This is a genomic window from Nonomuraea sp. NPDC001684 (assembly GCF_053596515.1).
In genome coordinates this window covers 1-23,347 of record NZ_JBSFGJ010000045.1, presented here as the reverse complement: position 1 = coordinate 23,347, position 23,347 = coordinate 1, and the positions used below count along the sequence as shown (strand labels likewise).

The window sequence follows — 23,347 nt, the reverse complement described above, 5'->3', positions numbered from 1 at the left end:
AGCCCCTCCCTGGCTGCCGGTGGCCCACCAGTCAGGGGCTGTAGCCCTCGTTACCGGTTGCTCAGGGCTCGGTCTACGAAGGTTTGGAGGTCGGTGAGGACCTCGTCCTTGTTGGTTTCGTTGAAGACCTCGTGGCGGGCGCCGGCGTAGATGCGTTCGGTCAGGTCGGTGCCCCTGACCGCCTCCACCCCGACCCGGCTGCCGGCCAGCGGTACGAGCTGGTCGTCGTCGCCGTGCACCCACAACGTGGGCAGGGCGCCGAACGTGCCGCCCTTGGCGATGGTGTCCAGCATCGCGGCGAACGCCTCCACCGTGGCCCGCTTGAACGGCCCGTGCCAGACCAGCGGGTCGTCCGCGTACGCCGCCCCCACCGACGGGTCGCGGGAGAGCGTGGCCGGGTCGATGGGGATGTCGGGCAGCTCGTCGAGCGCCATCAGCGCGGGGATGACCGCCCACTCGCCGATCACCGGGCCCGACAGCACCAGCGCGGTCAGGCCCTCGGCGTAGCGCTGGGCGTACCGGGCGGCGATCATGCCGCCCATGGAGTGGCCGATCAGCACGACCGGGACGCCGGGGTGGTCGGCCCTGGCGCGCTCCTCGACGGCGTGCACGTCGGTGACGACGTCCTCGAAGTCCTCGACGAGCACGCGTTCGCCCGCCGACCTGCCGTGGCCCATGTGGTCGAGTCCGTAGACGGCGGCGCCGTGCCGGACGAGACGGTCGGCGACGTACTCGTAGCGGCCGATGTGCTCGCCGTATCCGTGGACCAGGAGGGCGAGGTAGCGCGGCCGGTCGTGCGGCCATTCGCGGACGACGTTCAGCCCCCGCGTGCCGGTGAAGGTGTGCTCTCGCGACTCGGCCATGAACTTCCTCTCCCATCCAGCCACGACGTCCGAAAACCGCTGACTTCCGCGGGCGCGCCGGTGTTGTAGAGAGTATGGACATCCACACCATCATCGACAGTCCGCTGGGCGAGATTCTCCTCGTCGGCGACGGCGCGGGACGGCTGACCCGCGTGTCGTTCGACGTGGGCGCGCCGCCCGGACGCCGGGAGCCGGCCGCCTTCGGGGAGGCCGAACGGCAGCTCGGCGAGTACTTCGCGGGCGGGCGCACCTCGTTCGACCTGCCCCTGGCCGCCCGCGGGACGGCGTTCCAGCAGCGGGTGTGGGCCGAGGTGGCGGCGCTGCCGTACGGGACGACGACCAGCTACGGCGAGCTGACCGCCCGCGCCGGCGTGGCGCGGGACCGGGTCCGCGCGGTCGGCGCGGCGATCGGCGCGAACCCGCTGCTCGTCGTGGTCCCCTGCCACCGGGTGGTCGCCGCGGACGGCGCGCTGACCGGCTACGCGGGCGGCCTGGAACGCAAGTGCGACCTGCTCACCCTCGAAGGCGTCCTGCAGCCGCAGCTCTGGAGCGTGTCGTCATGACGCCGCAGGTCGACGGGGCCGACTGGCAGCGGCTGGCCGGTGAGCTCGACGCCCACGGCTGCGCGCTGACGCCGCGGCTGCTCTCGCCCGGGGAGTGCGCGGAGATCTCCGGCCTGTACGACGAGGCCGGCCGGTTCCGCTCGACGGTCGACATGGCCCGCCACCGGTTCGGCTCCGGCCAGTACCGGTACTTCCGCCGGCCGTTCCCGCCGCTGGTCGAGGAGTTGCGGGCGGCGTTCTATCCGCAGCTGCTGCCGATCGCCCGCGACTGGGCGGCCCGGCTGGGGCAGCCCGCGCCCTGGCCGGACGACTTCGCCGAGTGGCTGGACAGGTGCCACGCGGCGGGACAGACCAAGCCGACCCCCATCCTGCTGCGCTACCGGGAGAACGACTGGAACGCGCTCCACCGCGACCTGTACGGCGACCTCGTGTTCCCGCTGCAGGTCGTGATCGGGCTCGACCGGCCCGGCGAGGACTACACGGGGGGCGAGTTCCTGCTGGTGGAGCAGCGGCCGAGGGCCCAGTCGCGGGGCACGGTGACCGCGCTGCCGCAGGGTCACGGGCTGATCTTCACCACCCGCGACCGGCCGGTGCGCTCCTCGCGCGGCTGGTCGGCCTCGCCGGTGCGGCACGGGGTCAGCACCGTGCGTTCGGGGCTGCGGCACACCCTCGGCCTGGTCCTGCACGACGCGGCATGACCAGCGCGCGAACGGCGGAGCTGGACGCGCTGCTCACCCTCGTCCGGGCCCAGCGCCCACGGGCGCGGGCCGTCGTCGTCGGCCACGGCCGGGACGGCGCCCGCCTGGCCGAGGCGTTCGCCGACGCCTGGGACGGGACGGTGCTCGCGGTGGTCGCCTGGCCGGAGACGGCGGCGTCGTGGTTGCGCCAGGCCAGGCGGTTCACGGCGGGCGAACCGGACGCCTGGGTGGTCGCGGGCGCGCCGGCGGGATGGGCCGGGATGAGCGAGCGCCTGCGCCGCAGCACCGACTGGGATCCGCGCCGGACGTACGGTTCGGCGGCCACGGCCCGCGCGGTCGCCATGGCCGCTCCTGGGACACTGGAAGGCATGCGCGGAGCCGACGCCGACGGCACGACATGGCGAATAGGACGAAACCTGATATTTCGGGAACCATCATGATCCCGCTGCCCATGCGGGAGATCGCGCCTGGCGCGGTGCACGTCCCCGGCTGGCTGTCCCTCGCCGAGCAGCAGGACCTGGTGCGCGCCTGCCGCGCGTGGGCGACCGGCCCGGTGCCGATCCGGCACACCGTGCTGCCCGGCGGCGGCGTGATGTCGGTGCGGACGGTGTGCGTCGGCTGGCACTGGCAGCCGTACCGGTACACGCGTCTGGCCCACGACGTGAACGGGCGGCGGGTCGCCGCGTTCCCCACGTGGCTCGGCGACCTCGGCCGCCGCGCGCTGGCCGACGCCTACGGCCGCCCGGACGACGGCTACGACCCCGACACCGCGCTGGTCAACTTCTACGACGGCCAGGCCAGGATGGGCATGCACCAGGACAAGGACGAGCGCTCCGACGCCCCGGTGGTGTCCCTGAGCGTCGGCGACACGTGCCTGTTCCGCTTCGGCAACACCGAGACGCGCGGCAAGCCGTACACGGACGTCGAGCTGGCCTCGGGTGATCTGTTCGTGTTCGGCGGCGCGTCCCGCTTCGCCTATCACGGCGTGCCGAAGGTCTACCCGGGCACCGGCGACCCGGCCACGGGCCTGGCCGCCGGGCGCCTCAACGTGACGATGCGGGTGACGGGTCTTCGATGAAGTAGTCGAACTGGTCGTCGGTGAGGGTGCGGCGCAGGATGCGCAGGACCTTGCCCGGGTCGTCGTGCGGGCCCGGGGTGTAGAAGGGCTTGCCGTCGCGGCCGAAGGTGATGGCCGAGCCGCCCTCCCACTTGCCCAGCAGGTCGCTGACGGGCGAGAAGTCCTCGTGGGGCTCGAAGCCGAGGGTGCGCGCGTAGTCGATCGAGCCGAAGACCAGGTGCTGGGCCAGCTCGATCGGCACCTCCTGGTAGCCCGCGTACTCGCCGAAGAAGTATTCGCGGAACCTGCGCAGGTCGCGCTCGTCGAGCACGTCGGGGCCGATGGTGTTCTTGATGCCGAGGCAGTAGACGTCGGCGAGGTAGCCGCAGACCGTCATCCGGTCCCAGGTGTGGCGCCGGGCGACCAGCACGCACACCATGCCGCCGGCGCCCGACTCCGGGGCCTCGTCGATCCAGCCCTTGGACGGGTCGACGCCCAGCCCGGCGCTCCAGCCGACGTTCATCCAGCAGCCGACCACCTCGGGCTCGGCCGACGTCACGTTCTCGGCGGCGATGGCGCGCACGAGGGGCGCGACGACCGACGGCGACACCTTGAGCGCCCGCGCGATCTCCTTGGGAGACCTGCCCTGGGCGCGCAGCTCGCGTACCTGATCCTTCAACTCCACACGCGGCAGCCTAGCGCCCGGCGTCCCGTCAGGCGGACAGGCCGCGGGCGAGCCACGCCAGGAACCGGAGACGGCCGGGCCTCCCCCTCCGGCTCAGCCGACGGACGAGGTCACGGTGTCGACGTGCTTCTGGCTGACCGAACGCCCCGACACCAGCACGAGGTCGAGCGCGCGCAGGTCGGCCAGGCGGTCGAGCGGGTTGCCGCGGACCGCGATGACGTCGGCGCGCTTCCCGGCCTCCAGGCTGCCGGTCTCGGCCCCGGCCCCGCACGCCTCGGCGGCGCGTACGGTGGCCAGCTCGACGATCTCGGCGTTGCCGAACCCGGCCTCGGCGAAGACCTCCAGCCCCGACACGTAGTCGTCGGTGCGCTTGTCGAGCCCGGCGATGGCGAACCCGGTGTCGGTCCCGGCGACGAGCCTGATCCCGGCCTCGCGCATGGCGGCGAGATTGCCCAGCCAGCGGTCCATCGGCTCGGCGCCGACGAGCGCCCGCAGGTTCCAGAACTGGCCGTGCACGGTCGGGCACACGTACGTGCCGCTTGCCGCGATGCGGTCGGCCAGCCGCGCGTCGTAGGCCGGGCCCGCGGGGGTGTGGAACGTGCAGTGCTCGATCGTGGTGACCCCGGCCTCCAGCGCGTTGCCGATCGACTCGGGGGCGTGGGCGTGGGCCGCGACGGTCCTGCCGCGCGTCGCGGCCTCCTCCACGGCGGCCCTGATCAGCGCGGCCGGGTACTGGGCCCGCCAGCTCGGCACCGAGCCGGGCGACATCTCGCCGCCCGAGGCCATCACCTTGAGGCAGTCGGCGCCGGCCCGCAGGTTCTCCCTGGCCACCCGGCGGACGGACGGCTCGTCGTCGGCCTCGCCGCCCATGTACCAGCAGTGGCCGCCGGTGACCGTGATCGGGCGGGTCGCGGCGATCAGGTGGGGGCCGACGGCGAGGCCGCCCTCGATCGCGTCGCGCAGGGTGAGGTCGAGGAAGCCGCGCCCGCCGAGGTCGCGGGCCGTGGTGACGCCCGCGGAGACGAGCTTGCGGGCGTTCTCGGCCATGCGCAGCAGCAGCCGGCCGTCGCTCACGGCGCTGCGCCCGGTCACCGGGTCGACCGTGCCGTCGAAGCCGAGGTGCACATGCGCGTCGACGAGGCCGGGCAGCAAGGTGTGGCCGGGCAGGTCGAGCGTCTCCGCGGCCTGGCCTCCGCTGCCGCGGGGGCCCACCGAGACGATGCGCGAGCCGTCGATCAGCACCTCGCCGTCCGTGATGACCTCTCCGGGACGTCCGGTGAGCACCGTGCCGGCACGGATGATCCGCATGCCTCCACAGTGCCACACGCGGCCCCGCCACGCCCGCCCCGCCGGGCGCCGGGAACACGGCCCCCAATTGATAGGAAGGTTTACTTATTGCGGCATGATGGCCGTCCATGTGGACGCGCGACTTCGTGCTCTTCTTCACCGCCCGCACGGTGTCGATGCTGGGCTCGGCGATGATGCCGGTGGCCACCGCGCTCGGCATGCACGACGCCGGTTACGGCGCCACCGGCGTCGGCCTGGCGCTGGCCGCCTGGATGGTGCCGATGGCCGGGCTCATCCTGTTCGGCGGCGTGCTCATGGACCGGTTCACGCCCCGCCGCATGATGGTCGGCGCCGACCTGGCCAGGACGGCGACGCAGGCGGGCACGGCGGCCCTGTTCGGGCTGGGCCGGCCGGAGTTGTGGCAGGTCGTGGCGCTGTCGGCGGTCGCCGGGGCGGCGGCCGCCATGTACACGCCGGGCGTCGCGGGCACCATCTCGCGGATCGCGGCCGACGTGCAGCGGGCCAACGCCACCCTGCGCATGTCCGAGGCGATCATGCAGTTGCTCGGGCCGGGGCTGGCGGGGGCGCTGGTCGGGCTGGCCGGGGTGGGCGTGGTGTTCGCCGCCGACTCGGCCGGGTTCGCGATCAGCGCGGCGTGCCTGCTGCTCATGCGGGTGCGGGTGGCGGGCTCCGGCGAGGAGCCGGTGCTGGTGCGGCTGCGGGAGGGCTGGCGGGAGTTCCGGTCGCGCACGTGGATGTGGAGCGTCATCCTGATCTGGGTGGTCTTCGGGATCACCCTGTTCGGGCCGCTGATCCCGCTGGGCTCGGTGCTGGTGACCGACGCGTACGGGCAGACGGCGTACGGGCTGGTCATGTCGGCGAGCGGGGCCGGGACGATCGTGGGCGGCCTGGTGGCGCTGCGGATCAGGCCGGCCAGGCCGCTGGTCGCGGGCGGGATCGGCATGTTCCTGTTCGCGCTGGAGCCGCTGAGCTTCGCGGCCGGCGTGCCGCTCGGCGTGATCATGGCCTGCCACGTGGTGGGCGGGGCGGGGTGGGCGTTCTGGTCGGTGATGTGGGCGACGAGCGTGCAGACGCTGGTGCCGGCCGAGGCGCTGAACCGGGTCAGCGCGTACGAGATCGGCGGCTCGACCATGTCGCTCCCGATCGGCCAGGCGCTGGCCGGGCCGGTGGCCGCCCTGGTGGGCTCCCGCGAGGTGCTGGGCTTCTCCGCGCTGGTCACGGTCGCCGGCTGCCTGGCGCTGCTGACCTTGCGGCCGGTGCGGCAGATCACCGTAAGGCCACGGGAAGAGGACCGTAAGGCCGCTCCCGCATCGTAGAGGCATGACAACGACGCAGACCGCGCAGTACGAGATCGTCCGCACCTTCGACGCCCCCCGCGAGGACGTCTACGCCGCCTGGACCCAGCCCGAGCGCTTCTCCCGCTGGTTCGGCCCCCGCATGCTGGCCACGCCGGTCGGCCGGATCACCCTCGACGCCCGTCCCGGCGGCCGGTGGCGCGCGACGCTCGTCGGCGAGGAGGGGTTCGAGGCGACGCTGGAGGGCTCCTACCGCGAGGTGCGGGAGCCCGCCCGGCTGGTGTTCACCACCGGCGACCCCGACAACCCCGGCGACGGCCCGGCCTCGGTCGTGACGCTCGACCTGCTCGACCGGGACGGCGGCACCGAGATGCGCTTCCACCAGTTCGGCGTCAACACCGACCAGGAGCACGCCGAGCAGGCCAGGGCCGGCTGGGACGAGTTCTTCGACCGCCTGGCCGAGCATGTCGCCCGCTGACCCCAGACACGCCGACCCCCGCCACGCCGACCCCCGCCACGCCGACCCTCAGAACAGGCCGAGGGCGTCGTCCAGCTTGTACGTGCCGCCCCGCTCGTACGCCGCGGCGAAGGCGTGCTCACCGAGGGCGTCCCGGACCCGGGCCGTGACCCGCTCCTCCTCCTCGCGTTCGGCGGCGTTGGCCGGGGTCCTGATCTGCTCGCGGACCGCGGCGGCCAGCCCCAGCAGCACCGCCGCCCGCTCGGTCGGCCCGGCCGCCGACGCCGCGCCCGCGACGCACGCCGCCGCCGTGCGCGGGTCGCCGACCCTGACCGCCGCGGCCAGCGCCTCCCGGTGCAGCTCCAGGGCCGCGGCCGGGTCGCCGCGCAGCTCGGTGACGTGGCCCAGCTCGACCAGCAGGTCCGGCAGGTGCAGCGGCGGCTCGACGGCGGGGTCGCGCGGCAGGCCCGCCAGCAGGTGGTGCAGGTGCGACTCGGCCAGGTCGAGCAGCCCGGCGCGGCGCGCGGCGAAGGCCAGGCCCATCTCGGCCATGGTCTCGCCCATCTTGTAGCCCTGGCCGAGCGCCAGCTTCAGCGCCCGTCCGCACAGCTCCATGGCCTGGTCGTAGGCGCCGTCGTGCAGGGCCGTCCAGCCCAGCCAGGCGATGCGCCCGGCCACCTCCGGCCACAGGCCGAGCTCCTCGGCCATGCGCAGCCCCTCGGCGAACAGCCGGCGCGCCCGCTCGTGGTCGCCGGCCATCTCGGCCGCGCCCGCCAGCCATTCGGTGGCCTGCAACATGCCCCAGCGGTCGCCCAGCTCGCCGAACAACCGCGCGCTCTCCCCCGCGTCCCGCTCCAGCGCCTCGGTGTCGCGCATGGTGAACGCGTCGCGCGCCCGTCTGGCCAGCGCGACGGCGACGCCCCACGTGTCGCCGAGGGCGCGGCAGGCGGCCAGCGCCCGTCCGGTCAGCTCCTGGCCGGTGACCATGTCGGGCACGCTCATGCCGGCGAACAGCTCGGCCCTGGCCCGCTCGCCCGGGTCGGCGACCCGCTCCAGCAGCGGCTCCCACGCGACCTGCTCGCCCAGCAGGAGCGCGAACCCGGCCTGCCAGGCCGCCGCCCGGCGCCTGGCCGGGCCGTCCGGCCCCGCGGCGGCCAGCGCCGCGCCCAGCGAGCGCCTGCCCTCGGCCAGCCGGCCGCGCAGGAACCAGTACCAGGCCAGCGCGTTGACCAGGCGCGCGGCGGTGTCGGCGGCGCCCTCGGCGATCGCGGTGTCCAGCGCGGCCCGCATGTTGGCCGACTCGGCGTCCAGGCGCAGCAGGCGGTCCCGCTGCTCGCCGCCGTACAGGCCGGGTTCGGCCGCCACGGCCAGCTCCAGGTAGTGGCGCAGGTGGGCGCGGCGCACGTCGGCCAGCTCGCCGGCGTCGGCCAGGCGGCCCACGCAGTACTCCGACACCGACTCCAGCAGCCGGTACCTGACCCCCGTCGTGCTCTCGGCGACCACCACGAGCGAGCGGTCGACCAGCCGGGCCAGCAGGTCGAGCACGTCGAGCCCCGGCTCGGCGCACACCGCCTCGGCCGACTCCAGGGTGCAGCCGTCGGCGTGCACGGCCAGGCGGCGCAGCACCACCCGTTCCTCGTCCGACAGCAGGTCCCAGCTCCAGTCGATCACGGCGGTGAGCGTCTGCTGCCGGGCGGGCGCGCCCCTTCGCCCGGACGCCAGCAGCCTGAACCGGTCGTCCAGCCGGTCCACCACCCCCTGGACGCCCAGCGCCCGCACCCGCGTCGCGGCCAGCTCCAGGGCCAGCGGAATGCCGTCGAGCCGTCGGCAGAGCTGGGCCACCGCCTGCGCGTTGCCCGCCTCCAGGGCGAACCCGCGGGCCGAGGCGGCGGCCCTGGCGACGAACAGCCGGACGGCGTCCGAACGGGCCATCTCCGTCAGGTCGGTGCCCGCCGGCAGGTCGAGCGGCGGGACGCTCCACAGGACCTCGCCGTCCACGCCGAGCGGCTCCCGGCTGGTGGCCAGGACGGTCAGGCCCGGCGCCGCGGCCAGCAGCGCGTCGACCACCTCGGCGACCTGCTCGACCACGTGCTCGCAGTTGTCCAGCACGAGCAGCAGGCGCCTCGGCCGCAACGCCGCGGCCAGCCGCTCGGGCACGTCGCCGCCCGACGGGTCCTCCCGGATGTCCAGAGCGGCCATGATCGCCTCGGCGGGCGAGTGGGTGGCGCCGTCGAGCGCGACCAGCCAGGCGCCGTCGGCGAAGCCGTCCAGCAGCCGGTGCGCCGCCTCCAGCGCCAGCCTGGTCTTGCCGACGCCGCCGGTGCCGGTGAGCGTCACCAGCCGCTCGGCGGTGACCAGCGAGCAGACCTCGGTCAGCGCCTCGTCCCTGCCGACGAGCTTGCTGACGGACGCGGGCAGGTTCGTGGTGGGCCGCTCGGCGGGCAGGCTCAGCGCCGGGTCCTGGGCCAGGATCGCCTGGTGCAGCGCGACCAGCTCGGGGCCTGGGTCGAGGCCCAGCTCGTCGGCCAGGCGCTCGCGCAGCTCGGCGAAGCTCGCCAGGGCGTCGCTCTGCCGTCCGGCCCGGTACAGGGCGCGCATGTGCACGGCGCGCAGCCGCTCCCGCAGCGGATGCCGGGCCACCAGGTCGCCCAGCTCGCCCACGAGCAGCCCGTGCTCGCCCAGTTCGAGCCGGGCCTCGGCGCGCTGCTCCAGCGCCGTGAGCCGCTGCTCCTCCAGCCGGACGATCGCCGACCTGGTGTACTCCTCGTCGGCGAAGTCCGCGTACGCCGCCCCCCGCCACAGCGCCAGGGCGTCGGACAGCAGCCCCGCCCTGGTCCGCGGGCTGTCGGCGGCCTCGGCGCGGGCCAGCAGGCCGGCGAAGCGGTCCGCGTCGAGCGCGCCGGGATCGGTGCGCAGCAGATAGCCGGGCGCCCGCGAGACCACCAGGTTCTTGCCGCCCGGCTCGGCGTCCTCCAGCGCCTTGCGCAACTGGGAGACCCGCACCTGGAGCGCGCCCGCCGGGTTGCCCGGCGGCTCCTCGCCCCACAGGTCCTCCACCAGCCGGTCGGCCGAGACCGGATGGCCCTCGTGGACGAGCAGGTCGGCGAGCAGCGCCCGGACCTTGAGCCCGGGGATCGTCACGGGCTCCCCCGCGTCGGTCCACACGGCCAGCGAGCCCAGCACCCCAAAACGCATGTCCGTCACCTTATGCGCCGCCGTAAGCCCACGAGAAGCGCACCGGAAGCGCCCTCCGGCACCGTGAAGGCAACGAAAGGGGAAACGACATGAAGACCGGCACCCTCGCTGGACGGCGTGAATGGACGGGCCTCGCGGTCCTCGCCTCGGTGGCCCTGCTGCTCTCCATCGACCTGAGCGTGCTCTACCTGGCGCTGCCGCACCTGAGCGCCGGACTCGGCGCCTCCGCGCCGCAGCAGCTGTGGATCCTGGACATCTACTCGTTCATGCTGGCCGGGTTCCTGGTGACGATGGGGACACTGGGCGACCGGATCGGGCGGCGCAGGCTGCTGCTGATCGGCTCGGTGGCCTTCGCCGCGGCCTCGGTGGCCGCCGCGTACTCGGTGAACGCGGAGATGCTCATCGTGTCCCGGGCGCTGCTCGGCGTCTCGGGGGCGACGCTGCTGCCGTCGTCGCTGGCGCTGATCCGCACGATGTTCACCGACGGCCGGCAGCTGGGCACCGCGATCGGCCTCTGGTACGGCTGCTTCATGCTCGGCATGGCGGTCGGCCCGCTGGTGGGCGGGCTGCTGCTGGAGCACTTCTGGTGGGGGTCGGCGTTCCTGATGGGCGTGCCGTTCATGGCGGCCGTGCTGGTCGCCGGACGGCTGCTGCTCCCCGAGTACCGCGACCCGCACGCCGGCCGCCTCGACCCGGCCAGCGTGGCCCTGTCCCTGGCGACCATCCTGCCGGTCGTCTACGGGCTCAAGGAGGTCGCGCGCGGCGGCTGGCAGCCCGTCCCCCTGATCGCGGTCGCCGCCGGGACGGCCTTCGGCGTGGTGTTCGTCAGGCGGCAGCGCGACCTCGCCAACCCGCTGCTGGACCTGCGGCTGTTCGGCAACCGCGCGTTCGCGGCGACGCTGGGGATCATGTCGCTCGGCGCGATCGTCATGGCCGGGACCACGCTCATGACCACCCAGTACCTGCAGACCGTGGAGTCGTTGTCGCCGCTGGGCGCCGGGTTGTGGCTGGTGCCGCAGAACGTGGCGATGATCGTGGCCCTGTCGGTCGCGCCGCGGCTCGCCGCCCGGATCGGCACCGCGTACGTGATGGCCGCCGGGCTCGCGCTGGGCGCCGTCGGGCTGTTCCTGCACACCCAGGTCCCCAGCGTGGGCGGGACCGGGCTGGTCGTCACCGGGCTGGTGCTGGCCTCGGCGGGCATCGCGCTGCCGATGGGCGCGGGCAACAGCGTGATCATGACGGCCGCGCCCGCCGAGAAGGCCGGGTCGGCGGCGGCGCTGACCGAGACGAGCGGCGAGTTCGGGGTGGCGGTCGGGGTGGCCGCGCTCGGCAGCCTCGGCACGGCCGTCTACCGCGGGCGGCTCCCCGAGCACCTGCCGGTGGAGGCGGTGCGGGAGAGCATCAGCGTGGCGGTGACCGCCGCCAAGGACCTGCCCGGCCTGCTGGAGGTGGCGCGGGCGGCGTTCACGGCGGGGCTGAACACGGTGGGGGCCGTGAGCGCGGTGGTCTTCGCGGGGCTGGCCGTCTTCGCCCTCCTCGCCCTCCGCCACCACCGCCCGACGCCCTGACCCCCTCCAGCCCGCTCGCCCGGTCAGGTGGACGGCGGCGCCTTTCTGGCCGAGCCGCGGTAGCCGGCCGCGTCGTAGCGGCGTTCGTTGTCGGCCAGCTTGGCGGTCGCCGCCGCCACCAGATCGACCCCCAGGACGTCGGCCAGCCGGACCAGGTACAGGGTCACGTCGCCGAGCTCGGCGCGGATGCGGGCGAGCGTGTCGGGGTCGGGGCTCGCGGACTCCTCGGCGGTCAGCCACTGGAACTCCGCGACCAGCTCGCCCGCCTCCCCCGCCAGCGCCATCGCCAGGTTCTTCGGCGTGTGGAACCTCTCCCAGTCGCGGGCCCGCGCGAACTCCCGCAGCCGTACGGCCAGCCCTTCCAGCTCCTCGCTCACGCCACCCGACCCTACTGGGCCGCCGGCCGATTCATCACGACCGGTGATGACAGTCCGGGCGAACCCCGTCTGGTTCCCCGGCCGCTTCCGCGATCGACTGGCTTCCGTGTTCTCCCACTTCAACGGCCCCGTCCTCGTCCCCGGCGGCCCCGGGTACGACGACGAGACGGCCCGCTTCAACACCGTCGCCGGCCCCGTACGCCCCGCCGTGGTCGTCGGCGCCCGGGACGCGGACGACGTCCGGAAGGCGATCGACCACGCCCGGTCGGCGGGGCTGCGGGTGGCGGTCCAGGCGACCGGCCACGGCCTGTCGGCCTCGGTGGACGGGACCCTGCTGATCAACACCCGCCGGATGACCGGCCTGTCCGTCGACCCCGCCACCCGCACCGCTCGCGTCGGGGCCGGGGTGCGCTGGGGCCAGGTCATCGACGCCGCCGCCGGACACGGTCTCGCGCCGCCGAACGGCTCCTCCCCCCTGGTCGGCGCGGTCGGCTACACGCTGGGCGGCGGCCTGCCCGTGCTCGGCCGCACGTTCGGCTGGGCCGCCGACCGGGTCAGGTCCCTGGAACTGGTCACGGCCGACGGAACCCTGCGCACGGTGAGCCCGTACCAGAACCAGGACCTCTTCTGGGCCCTGCGCGGCGGCCGTCCGGGCGTCGGCGTGGTGACCGCGATGGAGCTGGAGCTGGCCGCCGTCCCGCACTTCCACGGCGGCATGCTGCGCTTCCCGGCCGAACGGGCGTCCGAGCTGCTGGCCGCCTGGCTGCGCTGGAGCCGCGACCTGCCGGACACGATGGACACCTCCATCGCCCTCCTCCGCCTCCCGAACGCCCACCTCACCGCCGTCCGCCTCGCCCACGCCACCCCCTTCTCTCCCCCCGCCCGCTCCCTCTCGAACCCCGCCCTCTCGCACCTCACCCGCTCGAACTCGGCCTCCTTGAGCCCCGCCCCCTCGTACCTCACGCCCGAGGAGCTGATCGCCCCTCTCCGCGCCCTGAACCCGGCCGAGGACACCGTCAGGGACCGCCCCTACACCGAGATCGCCGCCGTCCACGAGGACCCCACGGAACCCGCCGCGTACCGCGAACTCTCCCTGATGCTGCACACCCTCGACGCCGATCTGTTCGACCGCGCCGACCCGGGCTTCGCGATGGTCGAGATCCGCCGCCTCGGCGGCGCGTTGGCCGCCGCCCCGGACGTCCCGAACGCGATCGACCACCGCACGGCCGCCTACAGCCTGACCACGATCGCCTTCGCGGGCACGAACCCGAAACCACCCCTGGACCTCGCCGACCCGTCCAGCACGGGCCTCCGCTTCCGCAACTTCCTGGCCGGCCCGCAGGCCCCGGCCCTGGCCGCCGAGGCGTACACCCCGTCCACCTGGACCAGACTCACCTCCCTCAAAACCACCCACGACCCCCACAACCTGTTCCTCTGATCGTCTGACGTCCGAGCGCCGGTGCCCCGCGTGCTCGCCGGCCGGCTGGTCGAACCGGCCGTCTCCTGCCTGCGGACCAGTTGGGCGAGGGATGGGTTGTCGGCGCTTCCGCCGACGTACCTTCGCAGGTATGAGCGCCGGACATGCGCATGAGGAACTGCATCACCTGGTCGATCGGCTGTCGCCCGACCAGGCGCGGCACCTCCTGCGGCTGGTCAAGACCGACCCCGAACTCGCCGATATGCCGGGCGAAGACGACAAGCCGGTACGTCGTCGGCTCACGATCGCCGGGATCGGTGCCTCCGGTGAGGGCCATCTTTCGGAACATGTCGAAGATCTGATGGTCGAGTGGTTCAACCGTTCAGTGTGACCGCTGTTCTTCTGGATAAAGGCCATTTGATCGCGGTGCTCGACCGCGACCAGCAGAGGCATCCGTTGTCACGATCGCCCGAGCGGCTCTCCATCACCCATATCGCACCCCTTGATCGACGCGACTTCTCGACGGCGCCGGAGGCGCGGGGGTGCGCCGGAGGCGCCTGGGGAAGGGCGCCTGAGCCCGGAGGGCGAAGACCGCTCGGGCCGGGCCCCGCCGCTCGGGACGGGCGGTTCCGGCCGTCCCTCACTCCACGGCGGCCGTGCTTTCCCGGACGATCAGTTCCGTAGCCAGTTCCACCCGTTTCGTGTCCGGCACCTCGCCCTTCCCCATCCCCAGCACCGTACGGGTGGCCAGCGCCGCCATCTCCTGCAACGGCTGGCGCACGGTCGTCAGCGGCGGCCAGGCCGACTTCGACAGCGGCAGGTCGTCGAACCCCACGACGCTCAGGTCCTCCGGAACGCGCAGCCCCCGCTGCCGGGCGGCCTCGAACACGCCGAACGCCATCAGGTCGCACCCGGCGAAGATGGCCGTGGGCGGCTCGTCCAGTGACAGGAGTTCGTGGCCCTGGTCGTGGCCGGAGTCGACGAGGAAGGTGCCGCGCCGGACGAGTTCGGGGGCGAGCGGCACGCCGGCCGTCTCCAGGGCGGCCCGGTAGCCGTCGACGCGGGCCTGGCTGCACAGCATGTCGGCCGGGCCGCTGATCATGCCGATCCGGCGGTGGCCGAGTTCGAGCAGGTGGCGGGTGGCGGCCAGGCCGCCGTTCCAGTTGGTGGCGCCGACCGAGACGATGCCGGGGGCCGGCTCGCCCTCGGGGTCGACCACCACGAACGGCAGCGACCGCGCGCTGAGCTGGGCCTGCACGCCGGTGGACAGGCGCGAGGCGACGATCACCACGCCGTCGGTGCGGCGGGCGGCCAGGCGTTCGAGCCAGTCGCGGCCGGGGCCGGCGTGGGTGTGCAGCACCGAGATGACGACGCTGGCTCCGGCCTCGTGGGCCGCGCTCTCCGCGCCGCGCACGATCTCCATGGCCCACGGCGACTCGATCTCGGCGAACACCAGGTCGACCAGGCCGGCGGGGGTGTCGTCCTGGCTGACGCGCCGCTGGTAGCCGTGTTCCTGGAGCAGCCGTTCGACCTTGTGACGGGTCGCCGGCGCGACCTCGGGCCGGCCGTTGATGACTTTGGAGACCGTGGGGATGGAGACCCCGGCCTCTTCTGCGATCAGTGCGATCGTCACGCGCCTCTTAGCTGACACGTTCGGGAGTGTATCCGAAAGTTTCGGACTGGGATCGCTCCCAAGACGGCTATTGACGCCCTCCACAGCACATACCTATGCTCCGATCAACGAAATTATCGGGGGCTATACGAAACTTTCATACCGCTCGTGCCCGATGAAGGGACCCCTGGATGAAACGCGGTCTGATCCTCATGGCCACCGCCGTGCTCGTCGCCGGATGCGGCAGCGGCGGGAGTGGCGAGAGCGGCGGGCAGCCCGGCGGCTCGCAGCCCGGCCAGAAGCCCGCCAAGGTGACGCTGGAATGGTGGCACCTGTCCACCGCCGAACCGCTGAAGTCCCTGTGGGCGCAGCGGGCCAAGGACTTCGAGGCCGCGCACCCCGACGTCACCATCAAGGCGACGGTGCTGGAGAACGACGCCTACAAGGCCAAGCTGACCACGATCACCCAGTCGGGCAAGGCCCCCGACGTCTTCGTCACGTGGGGCGGCGGCGTGCTCAAGCAGCAGATCGACGCCGGCCTGGTCAAGGACGTCTCCGCCGACGTCGCCCCCGTGCTGGGCACGTTCACCCCCGCGGCGCTGAGCGCGTACCAGTTCGACGGCAAGACGTACGGGCTGCCGACGGACATCGGGCTGGTCGGCTTCTGGTACAACAAGAAACTCTTCGCCAAGGCCGGCATCACGGCCCCGCCCGCCACCTGGGCGGAGTTCCTCGACGACGTCAAGAAGCTGAAGGCGTCCGGCACCACCCCGATCGCGCTGGCCGGCAAGGAGAAGTGGCCGGGCCACTACTACTGGGCCTATCTGGCGATGCGCATCGCCGGCCTGCCCGCGCTCACGCAGGCGGGCGTGGACCACGACTTCACCAAGCCCGACTTCGTGGCCGCCGGACAGCAGGTCAAGGCGCTGGCCGAGCTCCAGCCGTTCCAGAAGGGCTTCCTCGGCGCCGGGTACGGCACCCCCGACGGGCAGGCGGCCACGGTCTCCAACGGCAAGGCCGCCATGGAGCTGATGGGCCAGTGGGCGCCCGCCGTGCAGAAGGACTCCGGCAAGGGCCTCGGCGACGACCTGGGCTTCTTCCCCTTCCCCGCGGTCGAGGGCGGCAAGGGCTCGATCGGCGACGCCTTCGGCGGCGGCAACGGCCTGTCGGTGGGCGCGGACGCGCCCCCGCAGGCCGTGGAGTTCGTGAAGTTCATGACGCGGATGGACCAGCACACCAAGGCCGTGGCGGCGGGCGGCGTGCTGCCGGTGCTCAAGGGCGAGGAGAACGCGGTCAAGGACGCCAACCTCAAGCAGGTCGCGACCCTGCTGGCCGGGGCCTCCGGCTACCAGCTCTACCTGGACCAGGCCTACCCGCCGGCCGTCGGCCAGCAGGTCAACGACAGCGTGGCCGAGCTGATCGCCGGGACCAAGACGCCGGAGCAGATCGGCCAGGACATCAGCGAAGTGGCCAAGAGCGAATGACGACGCTGACCCGAGGACCGGGGGCAGTCGCGCCGCCGGCCCCCGCCCCGCCGGGCCGGCGGCGCGGTCGCGCGGTGACGATCGCGCTGTTCCTGCTGCCCGCGCTGGTGCTCTTCCTGCTGCTGGTGGTGGCGCCGATCCTGGTGGCGGTCTACGCCAGCGCGTTCAAGTGGAACGGGTTCGGCGGGCTGCCCACCGAGTTCGTCGGGCCGGCCAACTTCACCAGGCTGCTGTCGTCCGGCATCTTCGCCACCGACCTGTGGCACCTGGCGGTCCTGGTGCTGCTGTCGGTGCTGGTCCAGCTGCCGTTCTCGCTGGCCGTGGCGATGCTGCTGAACCAGCGCATCCGGGGGCGGGCGGTCTACCGGCTGGTGTTCTTCGCCCCGTACGTGCTGTCCGAGGTGATCACCGGCGTGCTGTTCTCGCTGATCCTCGCGCCGGACGGCGGGATGGCGAACCAGCTGCTGTCGGTGTTCGGGCTGGAGTCGGAGTTCCTGGCCGATCCGGACACCGTGATGCCCGCGCTCTTCCTGGTCATGACGTGGAAGTACTTCGGCTTCCACATGATGATCTACCTGGCCGGACGGCAGGGCATCCCGAACGAGCTGATCGAGGCCGCGCAGATCGACGGCGCGACGCCCTGGAAGACGTTCCGGCACATCACGCTGCCGCTGCTCGGGCCGACGATCAGGATCAGCGTGTTCCTGTCGGTCATCTACACCATCCAGCTGTTCGACCTGGTCTGGATCCTCACCGGCGGCGGCCCGTCGCACTCCTCGGAGACGATGGCCGTCACCATGATGGAGTTCGGCTTCAAGCGCTCCCAGGTGGGTTACGCCAACGCGATCAGCGTCGTGATGTTCGCGCTCAGCCTCGTCTTCGCCCTCGTCTACCAGCGGGTGGTGATGCGCCGGGACCTGGCGGGCGCGACGACGTCCATGGGAGGCCGCCGATGAACCACGGAAGGCCGCCCGCGCGGCGGCGCCGTCCCACCCTGCCCCTGCACGCGATCGCCTGGGTCGTCGGCGCGTTCATCCTGGCGCCGATCGTGTACGCGCTGCTCGGCGGGTTCAAGAGCAACAGCCAGCTCTCCGGCAACCCCTTCGGCCTGCCCGATCCGTGGGTCACCGCGAACTACACCGACGTGCTCGGCTCGGGGTCGTTCTGGCGGCAGGTGTGGAACAGCACGTTCATCGCGGTCGCGACGACCGTGGTGATGGTCGCGCTGGCGGCGCTGGCCGCGTTCGTCTTCGCCAGGTTCGCCTTCCGCGGCAGGGAGGCGCTGTTCACGCTGTTCACCGCGGGGCTGATGTTCCCGTTCGCGGTGGCCATCCTGCCGATCTTCGTGCTGCTGCGCGCGTTCGGGCTGCTGGACGACCCGCTCGGCGTCATCCTGACGCAGGCCGCCTTCGGGCTGCCGCTGACGATCATCATCCTGCGGGGGTTCTTCCGGAGCATCCCGGGCGAGATCGAGGAGGCCGCGATCATCGACGGCTGCTCGCCGTTCGGGTTCTTCTGGCGGATCCTGCTGCCGATGGCCCGCCCGGCCATGGCGACGGTCTCCGTGCTGGCCGTCGTGGGCAGCTGGAACAACTTCATGCTGCCCCTGGTGGTCTTCAGCGACGAGTCGAGCTGGACGCTGCCGCTCGGCATCCAGCAGTTCCAGGGCCAGTACGCCACCGACACCGCCCGCGTCCTCGCCTACCTGATCCTGGCCATGGTGCCGGCGCTCGGGTTCTACGCCATCGCTGAACGTCACCTGGTCGGTGGGCTCACCGCGGGTGCGACGAAAGGGTGAACATGCTCCACGTCTCAGGAAGCCGGCTCCTCACCCCCGAAGGCACGCCCGTCCGGCTCAGGGGGGTGGGCCTCGGGGGCTGGATGAACATGGAGAACTTCATCACCGGCTATCCCGCCAACGAGACCTCGATGCGCGCGGCGGTGACCGGCGTGCTGGGCGAGGAGCGGGCCGAGCTCTTCTTCGACCGGCTGCTCACCTCGTTCTTCACCGGCAGCGACGCCGGGCTGCTGGCCGGGCTCGGCATGAACTGCGTGCGCATCCCGGTCAACTACCACCACTGGGAGTCCGACGACCGGCCCATGGAGATCGACCCGAGGGGCTTCCGGCACCTCGACCGGGTCATCGGCCTGCTGGGCGAGCGCGGTCTCTACAGCGTGATCGACCTGCACGCCCTGCCCGGCTCCCAGAACCAGCACTGGCACAGCGACAACCCGACGCACGTGGCGGCGTTCTGGCAGCACCGGCATTTCCAGGACCGGGCCGTGCACCTGTGGGAGGCGCTGGCCGACCACTACCGCGGGCATCCGTGGGTGGCGGGGTACAACGTGGTGAACGAGCCGGGCGACGTCTCGGGCAAGGTGGTCGGCCCGTTCTACGACCGGCTGGTCAAGGCCGTACGGGCCGCCGACCCGGACCACGTCCTGTTCCTGGACGGCAACACCTACGCCACCGACTTCTCGATGTTCCGGGAGATGTACGAGAACACGGTGTTCGTCATGCACGACTACGCCCTGGCCGGGTTCGCCCACGGCGGCCCGTACCCGGGGCTCACCAGGGGCGAGTGGTGCGACCGCGGCCAGTTGGAGGAGACCTTCGCCCGGCGGTCCCGGTTCCAGCGCGAGACCGGCACGCCGTTGTGGGTGGGCGAGTTCGGCCCGGTCTACACCGGCGCCCCGGACCGGGACGCGCAGCGCTACCAGGTCCTGCGCGACCAGCTCGACATCTACGACGCCCACGACGCGGGCTGGTCGCTCTGGACGTACAAGGACGTGGGCCTCCAGGGTCTGGTGCACGCGTCGGGGGCGTACCTGGACCGGTTCGGCGCGTTCATCGGCAAGAAGCGGCGGCTCGGCGCCGACCGGTGGGGCTCGACCATGGAGGAGTGCGCCGACGTGCTCGCCCCGCTGCACCGGCTGGTCGAGACCGAGTTCCCGGACTGGACGCCCTACCCGTGGGGCGCCCGCTACCAGACCGACGACCTGATCAGGCACATCCTCCTCGCCCAGGCCCTGCTGCCCGAGTACGCCGGGCTGTTCAGGGGGCTCGGCGACGACGAGCTGCTGGCCCTGGCCGACTCGTTCACGCTGGAGCAGTGCGTACGGCGCGAGCCGCTGCTCGACCTGCTGGCCGCCAATCTCACCGGGTGACAAACCGCTCATACAGTCGGGTGCGTCACACCACCGGGCAAACTATCGCCATCACTGCTTGCGCTAGGTATGCTTCGGCTGCCCTAATTTAGGTAAGCCTTTCCTCAGCCAGCAGGAGTGACGGTGTTCGCCAGCTACCTCATCGGACTGCGCGAGGGACTGGAGGCGACGCTCGTCGTCTCCGTCCTCATCGCCTTCCTCGTCAAGAGCGACAGGAAGGACAAGCTTCCCCAGGTCTGGACGGGCGTCGCCGCGGCGGTCGCGCTGTCCGTCGGCTTCGGCGCGCTGCTGACCTTCACCGCCGCCAACCTCGGGCACATGGGGCAGGAGCTGTTCGACGCGATCACCTCGCTGCTGGCCGTCGCGTTCGTCACCTGGATGATCTTCTGGATGCGGCGCACCGCCCGCGCGCTCTCCGGCGAGCTGCGGGGCAAGCTCTCCGACGCGCTGCAGATGGGCTCGCTCGCGGTGGTCGTGATGGCCTTCCTGGCCGTGGCCCGCGAGGGGCTTGAGACGGCGTTGCTGTTCTTCGCCGCCGTCCAGGGCGCGACCGCCACCATCGACCCCCTGCTCGGCATCGCGCTCGGCCTGCTCACGTCGGTGGTCATCGGCTGGGGGCTGTACAGGAGCGCGCTGAAGATCAACCTCACCAAGTTCTTCACCTGGACGGGCCTGCTGCTCATCCTGGTCGCCGCCGGCATCTTCAAGTACGGCGTGCACGACCTCCAGGAAGCCAACATCCTGCCCGGCCTGAGCTCCTACGCCTTCGACATCAGCGCCGTCCTGCCCGCCGATTCCTGGTACGGCGCGCTGCTTTCCGGCATGCTCAACATCACGCCGCAGCCGAGCATCGCCGAGGCCGTGGCCTGGATCGTCTACCTCGCACCCACTCTCTTCCTCTTCCTGCTGCCACAGCGGGTGAAGACCACTCCCGCCTCCACCGCACCCGCGGCCTGAACAGGAGCATCATGCGTACCGCCATCAGCCTGTCCTTCGGCGCGCTCGCCCTCGCGGGCCTGACCGCGTGCGGCTCGGGCACCACCGCCACGGAGACCGCCAAGGGGCCGGCCGCCGCGCCCGGCAAGATCACCGTGGCCGCGTCGGACACCGAGTGCAAGGTCGCGGCCGCCGAGATCGCGGCGGGCACGAGCACGTTCACGATCACCAACGGCGGCTCCAAGGTGACCGAGTTCTACGTGTACGCCCCCGGCGACCGGGTGATGGCCGAGGTCGAGAACATCGTGCCCGGCCTGACCAGGGAGCTGGTCGCCGAGCTGCCGGCCGGCGCGTACGAGACCGTCTGCAAGCCCGGCATGGTGGGCAAGGGCATCCGCAACGCGCTGAAGGTGACCGGCGAGCACAAGGCGCTCACCTCCGACGCCCAGCTCGCCGACGCCGTCGCCAGCTACAAGCGCTACATCAAGGCGCAGAGCGACACGCTGCTGGTCAAGACGCAGGAGTTCGTGGACGCCGTCAAGGCCGGCGAGATCGACAAGGCCAAGGAGCTGTACCCGGTCTCGCGGACGTACTGGGAGCGCATCGAGCCGGTCGCGGAGATCTTCGGCGACCTCGACCCGGCCATCGACGCCCGCGAGGCCGACCTGGCCGACGGCGAGGAGTGGACCGGGTTCCACCGGATCGAGAAGGATCTGTGGATCAAGAAGGACATCAGCAAGGACGGCCCGGTCGCCGACAAGCTGATCGCCGACGTCAAGACCATCGTCCAGAAGTCCAACGCCGCCGAGCTCACCCCGCTCAACCTGGCCAACGGCGCCAAGGAGCTGCTCGACGAGGTGGCCTCCGGGAAGATCACCGGCGAGGAGGACATCTGGTCGCACACCGACCTGTGGGACTTCGACGCCAACCTCCAGGGCTCCAAGGCCGCCGTGCAGTCGCTGCGCCCGGTGCTGGAGCAGCGCTCCCCCGACCTGGTCAAGACGCTGGACGAGAAGTTCGCCGCCGCGGAGGCCGCGCTGGGCGCGCACCAGAAGGGCGACGGCTGGAAGCTGCACGACGAGCTGTCCAAGGCCGAGCTGAAGGCGCTGTCCGACGCGATCAACGCGCTGGCCGAGCCGATCAGTAAGATCGCACCGGTCATCGCCAAGTAACGGGAGGTGGGGGCGTTGTCGCAGGCCGGCGGGCGGATGAGCCGCCGCAAGCTGTTCGGGCTGGGCGCCGCGGGCGCGGCCGTGCTCGGGGCGGGGGCGGTGACGACCAGGTCGCTGCTGGAGGAGCCGCCGGTCGCGCACGCCGCATCGACGTCCGATCCGTTCCCGTTCTACGGGCAGCACCAGGCGGGCGTCGTCACGCCTGCCCAGGACCGGCTGCACTTCGTCGCCTTCGACGTCATCACCGACAAGAAGGCCGAGCTGATCGACCTGCTCCAGGAGTGGACGGCCGCGGCGGCCCGGCTGACGCAGGGCAAGGAGGCCGGGGCGTTCGGCGCGGTGGGCGGGGCGGCCGAGGCGGCGCCCGACGACACCGGCGAGGCGCTGGGGCTGCCCGCCTCGGGGCTGACGCTGACGATCGGGTTCGGCCCGTCGCTGTTCGACGACCGGTTCGGGCTGGCGGGCAAACGACCGGCCGCACTGGCCGACCTGCCGAAGTTCCCCGGCGAACAGCTCATCCCGGAGATCTCGGGCGGGGACATCTGCGTCCAGGCGTGCGCGCACGACCCCCAGGTGGCCGTGCACGCCATCCGCAACCTGGCCAGGATCGGCTTCGGCAAGGTCTCGGTGCGCTGGTCGCAGCTCGGTTTCGGCCGTACGTCGTCCACGTCGCGGGCCCAGGCCACGCCGCGCAACCTCCTGGGCTTCAAGGACGGCACCAACAACATGAAGCTGGAGGACGCCGACCTGCTGCGCGACCACCTGTGGGCGAGCGGCTCGGACGGCCCCGCCTGGATGGCGGGCGGCACGTACATGGTCACCAGGAAGATCCGCATGACGATCGAGACCTGGGACCGCGCCTCGCTCGCCGAGCAGGAGCAGATCTTCGGCCGGGACAAGGGCGAGGGCGCGCCGCTGGGCAGGAAGGCCGAGTTCGACCCCGTGGACTTCGCCGCCAAGGGCCCCGACGGGCAGCCGCTGATCAAGGACGACTCGCACGTCAAGCTGGCGCACCCGAGCAACAACGGCAACGCCCACCTGCTGCGCCGCGGCTACAACTTCGTCGACGGCTCCGACGGCCTCGGCCGCCTGGACGCCGGGCTGTTCTTCATCGCCTACCAGCGCGACCCGCGCAAGCAGTTCGTGCCCGTGCAGATGAACCTGGCCCGGCACGACGCGCTCAACGAGTACATCAAGCACGTCTCCAGCGGCCTGTTCGCCTGCCCGCCCGGCGTCCAGGACGCGGGCGACTACTGGGGCCGCACCCTGTTCGCCTGACCCTGCTCGGCGCCCGCCGTCAGCGGTGGCGGGCGCGCGAGGCCTGGGCGTGGGCGCGGTTGGCGCAGCGGGTCGAGCAGAACTGCCGCTTGCCCGGCCGGCTGCGGTCGACGAAGGCGTCGGTGCACGGCGTGGCCGCGCACTGACGCAGCCGTTCCCAGTCGCCGGCCGCCGCGAGTTCCAGCAGCTCGGTGACGGCCCGCACGGCGAGCCG

Annotated in this window: 23 protein-coding genes; 16 read left to right on the top strand and 7 right to left on the bottom strand. The window is 72.5% G+C overall.

The window, feature by feature from the left end; translation table 11 throughout:
- Positions 1-50: 50 nt before the first annotated feature.
- A complete protein-coding gene (locus ACWCSD_RS12120; RefSeq protein ID WP_397162402.1) occupies positions 51-863 on the bottom strand; it encodes a lysophospholipase in 813 nt (270 codons plus the stop codon).
- 74 nt (positions 864-937) lie between these two features.
- Between ACWCSD_RS12120 and ACWCSD_RS12115 the strand changes: the two genes are divergently transcribed.
- The 4 genes from ACWCSD_RS12115 to ACWCSD_RS12100 are packed head-to-tail and all read left to right on the top strand — an operon-like array spanning position 938 to position 3,202.
- A complete protein-coding gene (locus tag ACWCSD_RS12115) occupies positions 938-1,426 on the top strand; it encodes a methylated-DNA--[protein]-cysteine S-methyltransferase (RefSeq protein WP_387668202.1) in 489 nt (162 codons plus the stop codon).
- Complete coding sequence (locus tag ACWCSD_RS12110; protein ID WP_397162401.1) at positions 1,423-2,124, top strand: 2OG-Fe(II) oxygenase; 702 nt, start codon at positions 1,423-1,425, stop codon at positions 2,122-2,124. The genes ACWCSD_RS12115 and ACWCSD_RS12110 overlap by 4 nt, the downstream gene beginning before the upstream one ends.
- The gene (locus ACWCSD_RS12105) at positions 2,121-2,564 is read left to right on the top strand and encodes a hypothetical protein (protein WP_449914357.1); all 444 of its coding nucleotides are present in this window, start codon (positions 2,121-2,123) and stop codon (positions 2,562-2,564) included. The genes ACWCSD_RS12110 and ACWCSD_RS12105 overlap by 4 nt, the downstream gene beginning before the upstream one ends.
- Positions 2,561-3,202: an alpha-ketoglutarate-dependent dioxygenase AlkB family protein gene (locus tag ACWCSD_RS12100; RefSeq protein ID WP_352349813.1), complete on the top strand. Its 642-nt coding sequence runs from the start codon at positions 2,561-2,563 to the stop codon at positions 3,200-3,202. The genes ACWCSD_RS12105 and ACWCSD_RS12100 overlap by 4 nt, the downstream gene beginning before the upstream one ends.
- On the opposite strand, the gene ACWCSD_RS12095 is transcribed toward ACWCSD_RS12100, so the two are convergent.
- Positions 3,168-3,866 carry a helix-turn-helix domain-containing protein gene (locus ACWCSD_RS12095; RefSeq protein WP_358283265.1) on the bottom strand — a complete coding sequence of 233 codons (699 nt, stop codon included), beginning with the start codon at positions 3,864-3,866 and terminating at the stop codon, positions 3,168-3,170. The two genes, ACWCSD_RS12100 and ACWCSD_RS12095, sit on opposite strands and share 35 nt — an antisense overlap.
- A gap of 93 nt (positions 3,867-3,959) precedes the next feature.
- Complete coding sequence (locus ACWCSD_RS12090; RefSeq protein WP_449914353.1) at positions 3,960-5,174, bottom strand: amidohydrolase family protein; 1,215 nt, start codon at positions 5,172-5,174, stop codon at positions 3,960-3,962.
- A gap of 107 nt (positions 5,175-5,281) precedes the next feature.
- On the opposite strand from ACWCSD_RS12090, the gene ACWCSD_RS12085 reads away from it, so the two are divergent.
- Both ACWCSD_RS12085 and ACWCSD_RS12080 read left to right on the top strand, forming a co-directional pair.
- Complete coding sequence (locus ACWCSD_RS12085; protein ID WP_397162397.1) at positions 5,282-6,490, top strand: MFS transporter; 1,209 nt, start codon at positions 5,282-5,284, stop codon at positions 6,488-6,490.
- A 4-nt stretch (positions 6,491-6,494) separates the two neighbouring features.
- On the top strand, positions 6,495-6,947 hold the full coding sequence (locus tag ACWCSD_RS12080) for an SRPBCC family protein (protein ID WP_358283260.1): 453 nt from the start codon (positions 6,495-6,497) through the stop codon (positions 6,945-6,947).
- Between the two features lie 48 nt (positions 6,948-6,995).
- Here the strand turns inward: ACWCSD_RS12080 and ACWCSD_RS12075 are convergent, their stop codons facing one another.
- Positions 6,996-10,121: a BTAD domain-containing putative transcriptional regulator gene (locus ACWCSD_RS12075; protein WP_449914349.1), complete on the bottom strand. Its 3,126-nt coding sequence runs from the start codon at positions 10,119-10,121 to the stop codon at positions 6,996-6,998.
- A gap of 89 nt (positions 10,122-10,210) precedes the next feature.
- Between ACWCSD_RS12075 and ACWCSD_RS12070 the strand changes: the two genes are divergently transcribed.
- Positions 10,211-11,689 (top strand): MFS transporter, encoded by a 1,479-nt coding sequence (locus ACWCSD_RS12070; protein WP_449914346.1) that lies wholly within the window; start codon positions 10,211-10,213, stop codon positions 11,687-11,689.
- Positions 11,690-11,712: 23 nt separating this feature from the next.
- Here the strand turns inward: ACWCSD_RS12070 and ACWCSD_RS12065 are convergent, their stop codons facing one another.
- Positions 11,713-12,066, bottom strand: coding sequence for a nucleotide pyrophosphohydrolase (locus ACWCSD_RS12065; protein WP_397162393.1), 354 nt, complete (start codon positions 12,064-12,066; stop codon positions 11,713-11,715).
- Positions 12,067-12,172: 106 nt separating this feature from the next.
- Here ACWCSD_RS12065 and ACWCSD_RS12060 point away from each other — a divergent pair, with 106 nt between their 5' ends.
- A complete protein-coding gene (locus ACWCSD_RS12060; RefSeq protein WP_449914343.1) occupies positions 12,173-13,504 on the top strand; it encodes an FAD-binding oxidoreductase in 1,332 nt (443 codons plus the stop codon).
- Positions 13,505-13,634: 130 nt separating this feature from the next.
- A complete protein-coding gene (locus ACWCSD_RS12055; RefSeq protein WP_449914341.1) occupies positions 13,635-13,874 on the top strand; it encodes a hypothetical protein in 240 nt (79 codons plus the stop codon).
- Positions 13,875-14,123: 249 nt separating this feature from the next.
- On the opposite strand, the gene ACWCSD_RS12050 is transcribed toward ACWCSD_RS12055, so the two are convergent.
- On the bottom strand, positions 14,124-15,134 hold the full coding sequence (locus tag ACWCSD_RS12050) for a LacI family DNA-binding transcriptional regulator (protein WP_358283246.1): 1,011 nt from the start codon (positions 15,132-15,134) through the stop codon (positions 14,124-14,126).
- Positions 15,135-15,286: 152 nt separating this feature from the next.
- Here ACWCSD_RS12050 and ACWCSD_RS12045 point away from each other — a divergent pair, with 152 nt between their 5' ends.
- From ACWCSD_RS12045 to efeB, 7 genes are all read left to right on the top strand, one after another.
- Positions 15,287-16,579, top strand: coding sequence for an extracellular solute-binding protein (locus ACWCSD_RS12045; protein WP_449914338.1), 1,293 nt, complete (start codon positions 15,287-15,289; stop codon positions 16,577-16,579).
- 74 nt (positions 16,580-16,653) lie between these two features.
- Positions 16,654-17,535, top strand: a complete 882-nt coding sequence (locus ACWCSD_RS12040) for a carbohydrate ABC transporter permease (protein WP_449914336.1) — start codon at positions 16,654-16,656, stop codon at positions 17,533-17,535.
- Positions 17,532-18,377: a carbohydrate ABC transporter permease gene (locus ACWCSD_RS12035; RefSeq protein WP_449914334.1), complete on the top strand. Its 846-nt coding sequence runs from the start codon at positions 17,532-17,534 to the stop codon at positions 18,375-18,377. Before ACWCSD_RS12040 ends, ACWCSD_RS12035 begins: the two co-directional genes overlap by 4 nt.
- A 2-nt stretch (positions 18,378-18,379) precedes the next feature.
- Complete coding sequence (locus ACWCSD_RS12030) at positions 18,380-19,747, top strand: glycoside hydrolase family 5 protein (protein WP_449914331.1); 1,368 nt, start codon at positions 18,380-18,382, stop codon at positions 19,745-19,747.
- Between the two features lie 123 nt (positions 19,748-19,870).
- The gene (gene efeU, locus ACWCSD_RS12025) at positions 19,871-20,704 is read left to right on the top strand and encodes an iron uptake transporter permease EfeU (RefSeq protein WP_397162387.1); all 834 of its coding nucleotides are present in this window, start codon (positions 19,871-19,873) and stop codon (positions 20,702-20,704) included.
- Between the two features lie 11 nt (positions 20,705-20,715).
- Positions 20,716-21,855, top strand: coding sequence for an iron uptake system protein EfeO (efeO, locus tag ACWCSD_RS12020; RefSeq protein WP_449914328.1), 1,140 nt, complete (start codon positions 20,716-20,718; stop codon positions 21,853-21,855).
- 15 nt (positions 21,856-21,870) lie between these two features.
- Entirely contained in the window at positions 21,871-23,133 is a 1,263-nt protein-coding gene (efeB, locus tag ACWCSD_RS12015) for an iron uptake transporter deferrochelatase/peroxidase subunit (protein ID WP_449914326.1), read from the top strand.
- Positions 23,134-23,152: 19 nt separating this feature from the next.
- Here the strand turns inward: efeB and ACWCSD_RS12010 are convergent.
- Positions 23,153-23,347 (bottom strand): CGNR zinc finger domain-containing protein (locus tag ACWCSD_RS12010; protein ID WP_449914323.1); only part of this gene is annotated, 195 nt, incomplete at its 5' end.

Coding starts and splice junctions, on each gene's coding strand:
- ACWCSD_RS12090 (WP_449914353.1), bottom strand. CDS start 5,174: ATGCGGATCATCCGTGCCGGCACGGTGCTCACCGGACGTCCCGGAGAG.
- ACWCSD_RS12120 (WP_397162402.1), bottom strand. CDS start 863: ATGGCCGAGTCGCGAGAGCACACCTTCACCGGCACGCGGGGGCTGAAC.
- ACWCSD_RS12035 (WP_449914334.1), top strand. CDS start 17,532: ATGAACCACGGAAGGCCGCCCGCGCGGCGGCGCCGTCCCACCCTGCCC.
- ACWCSD_RS12100 (WP_352349813.1), top strand. CDS start 2,561: ATGATCCCGCTGCCCATGCGGGAGATCGCGCCTGGCGCGGTGCACGTC.
- efeO (WP_449914328.1), top strand. CDS start 20,716: ATGCGTACCGCCATCAGCCTGTCCTTCGGCGCGCTCGCCCTCGCGGGC.
- ACWCSD_RS12105 (WP_449914357.1), top strand. CDS start 2,121: ATGACCAGCGCGCGAACGGCGGAGCTGGACGCGCTGCTCACCCTCGTC.
- ACWCSD_RS12115 (WP_387668202.1), top strand. CDS start 938: ATGGACATCCACACCATCATCGACAGTCCGCTGGGCGAGATTCTCCTC.
- ACWCSD_RS12070 (WP_449914346.1), top strand. CDS start 10,211: ATGAAGACCGGCACCCTCGCTGGACGGCGTGAATGGACGGGCCTCGCG.
- ACWCSD_RS12055 (WP_449914341.1), top strand. CDS start 13,635: ATGAGCGCCGGACATGCGCATGAGGAACTGCATCACCTGGTCGATCGG.
- ACWCSD_RS12030 (WP_449914331.1), top strand. CDS start 18,380: ATGCTCCACGTCTCAGGAAGCCGGCTCCTCACCCCCGAAGGCACGCCC.
- ACWCSD_RS12110 (WP_397162401.1), top strand. CDS start 1,423: ATGACGCCGCAGGTCGACGGGGCCGACTGGCAGCGGCTGGCCGGTGAG.
- ACWCSD_RS12080 (WP_358283260.1), top strand. CDS start 6,495: ATGACAACGACGCAGACCGCGCAGTACGAGATCGTCCGCACCTTCGAC.
- ACWCSD_RS12085 (WP_397162397.1), top strand. CDS start 5,282: ATGTGGACGCGCGACTTCGTGCTCTTCTTCACCGCCCGCACGGTGTCG.
- ACWCSD_RS12075 (WP_449914349.1), bottom strand. CDS start 10,121: ATGCGTTTTGGGGTGCTGGGCTCGCTGGCCGTGTGGACCGACGCGGGG.
- ACWCSD_RS12045 (WP_449914338.1), top strand. CDS start 15,287: ATGAAACGCGGTCTGATCCTCATGGCCACCGCCGTGCTCGTCGCCGGA.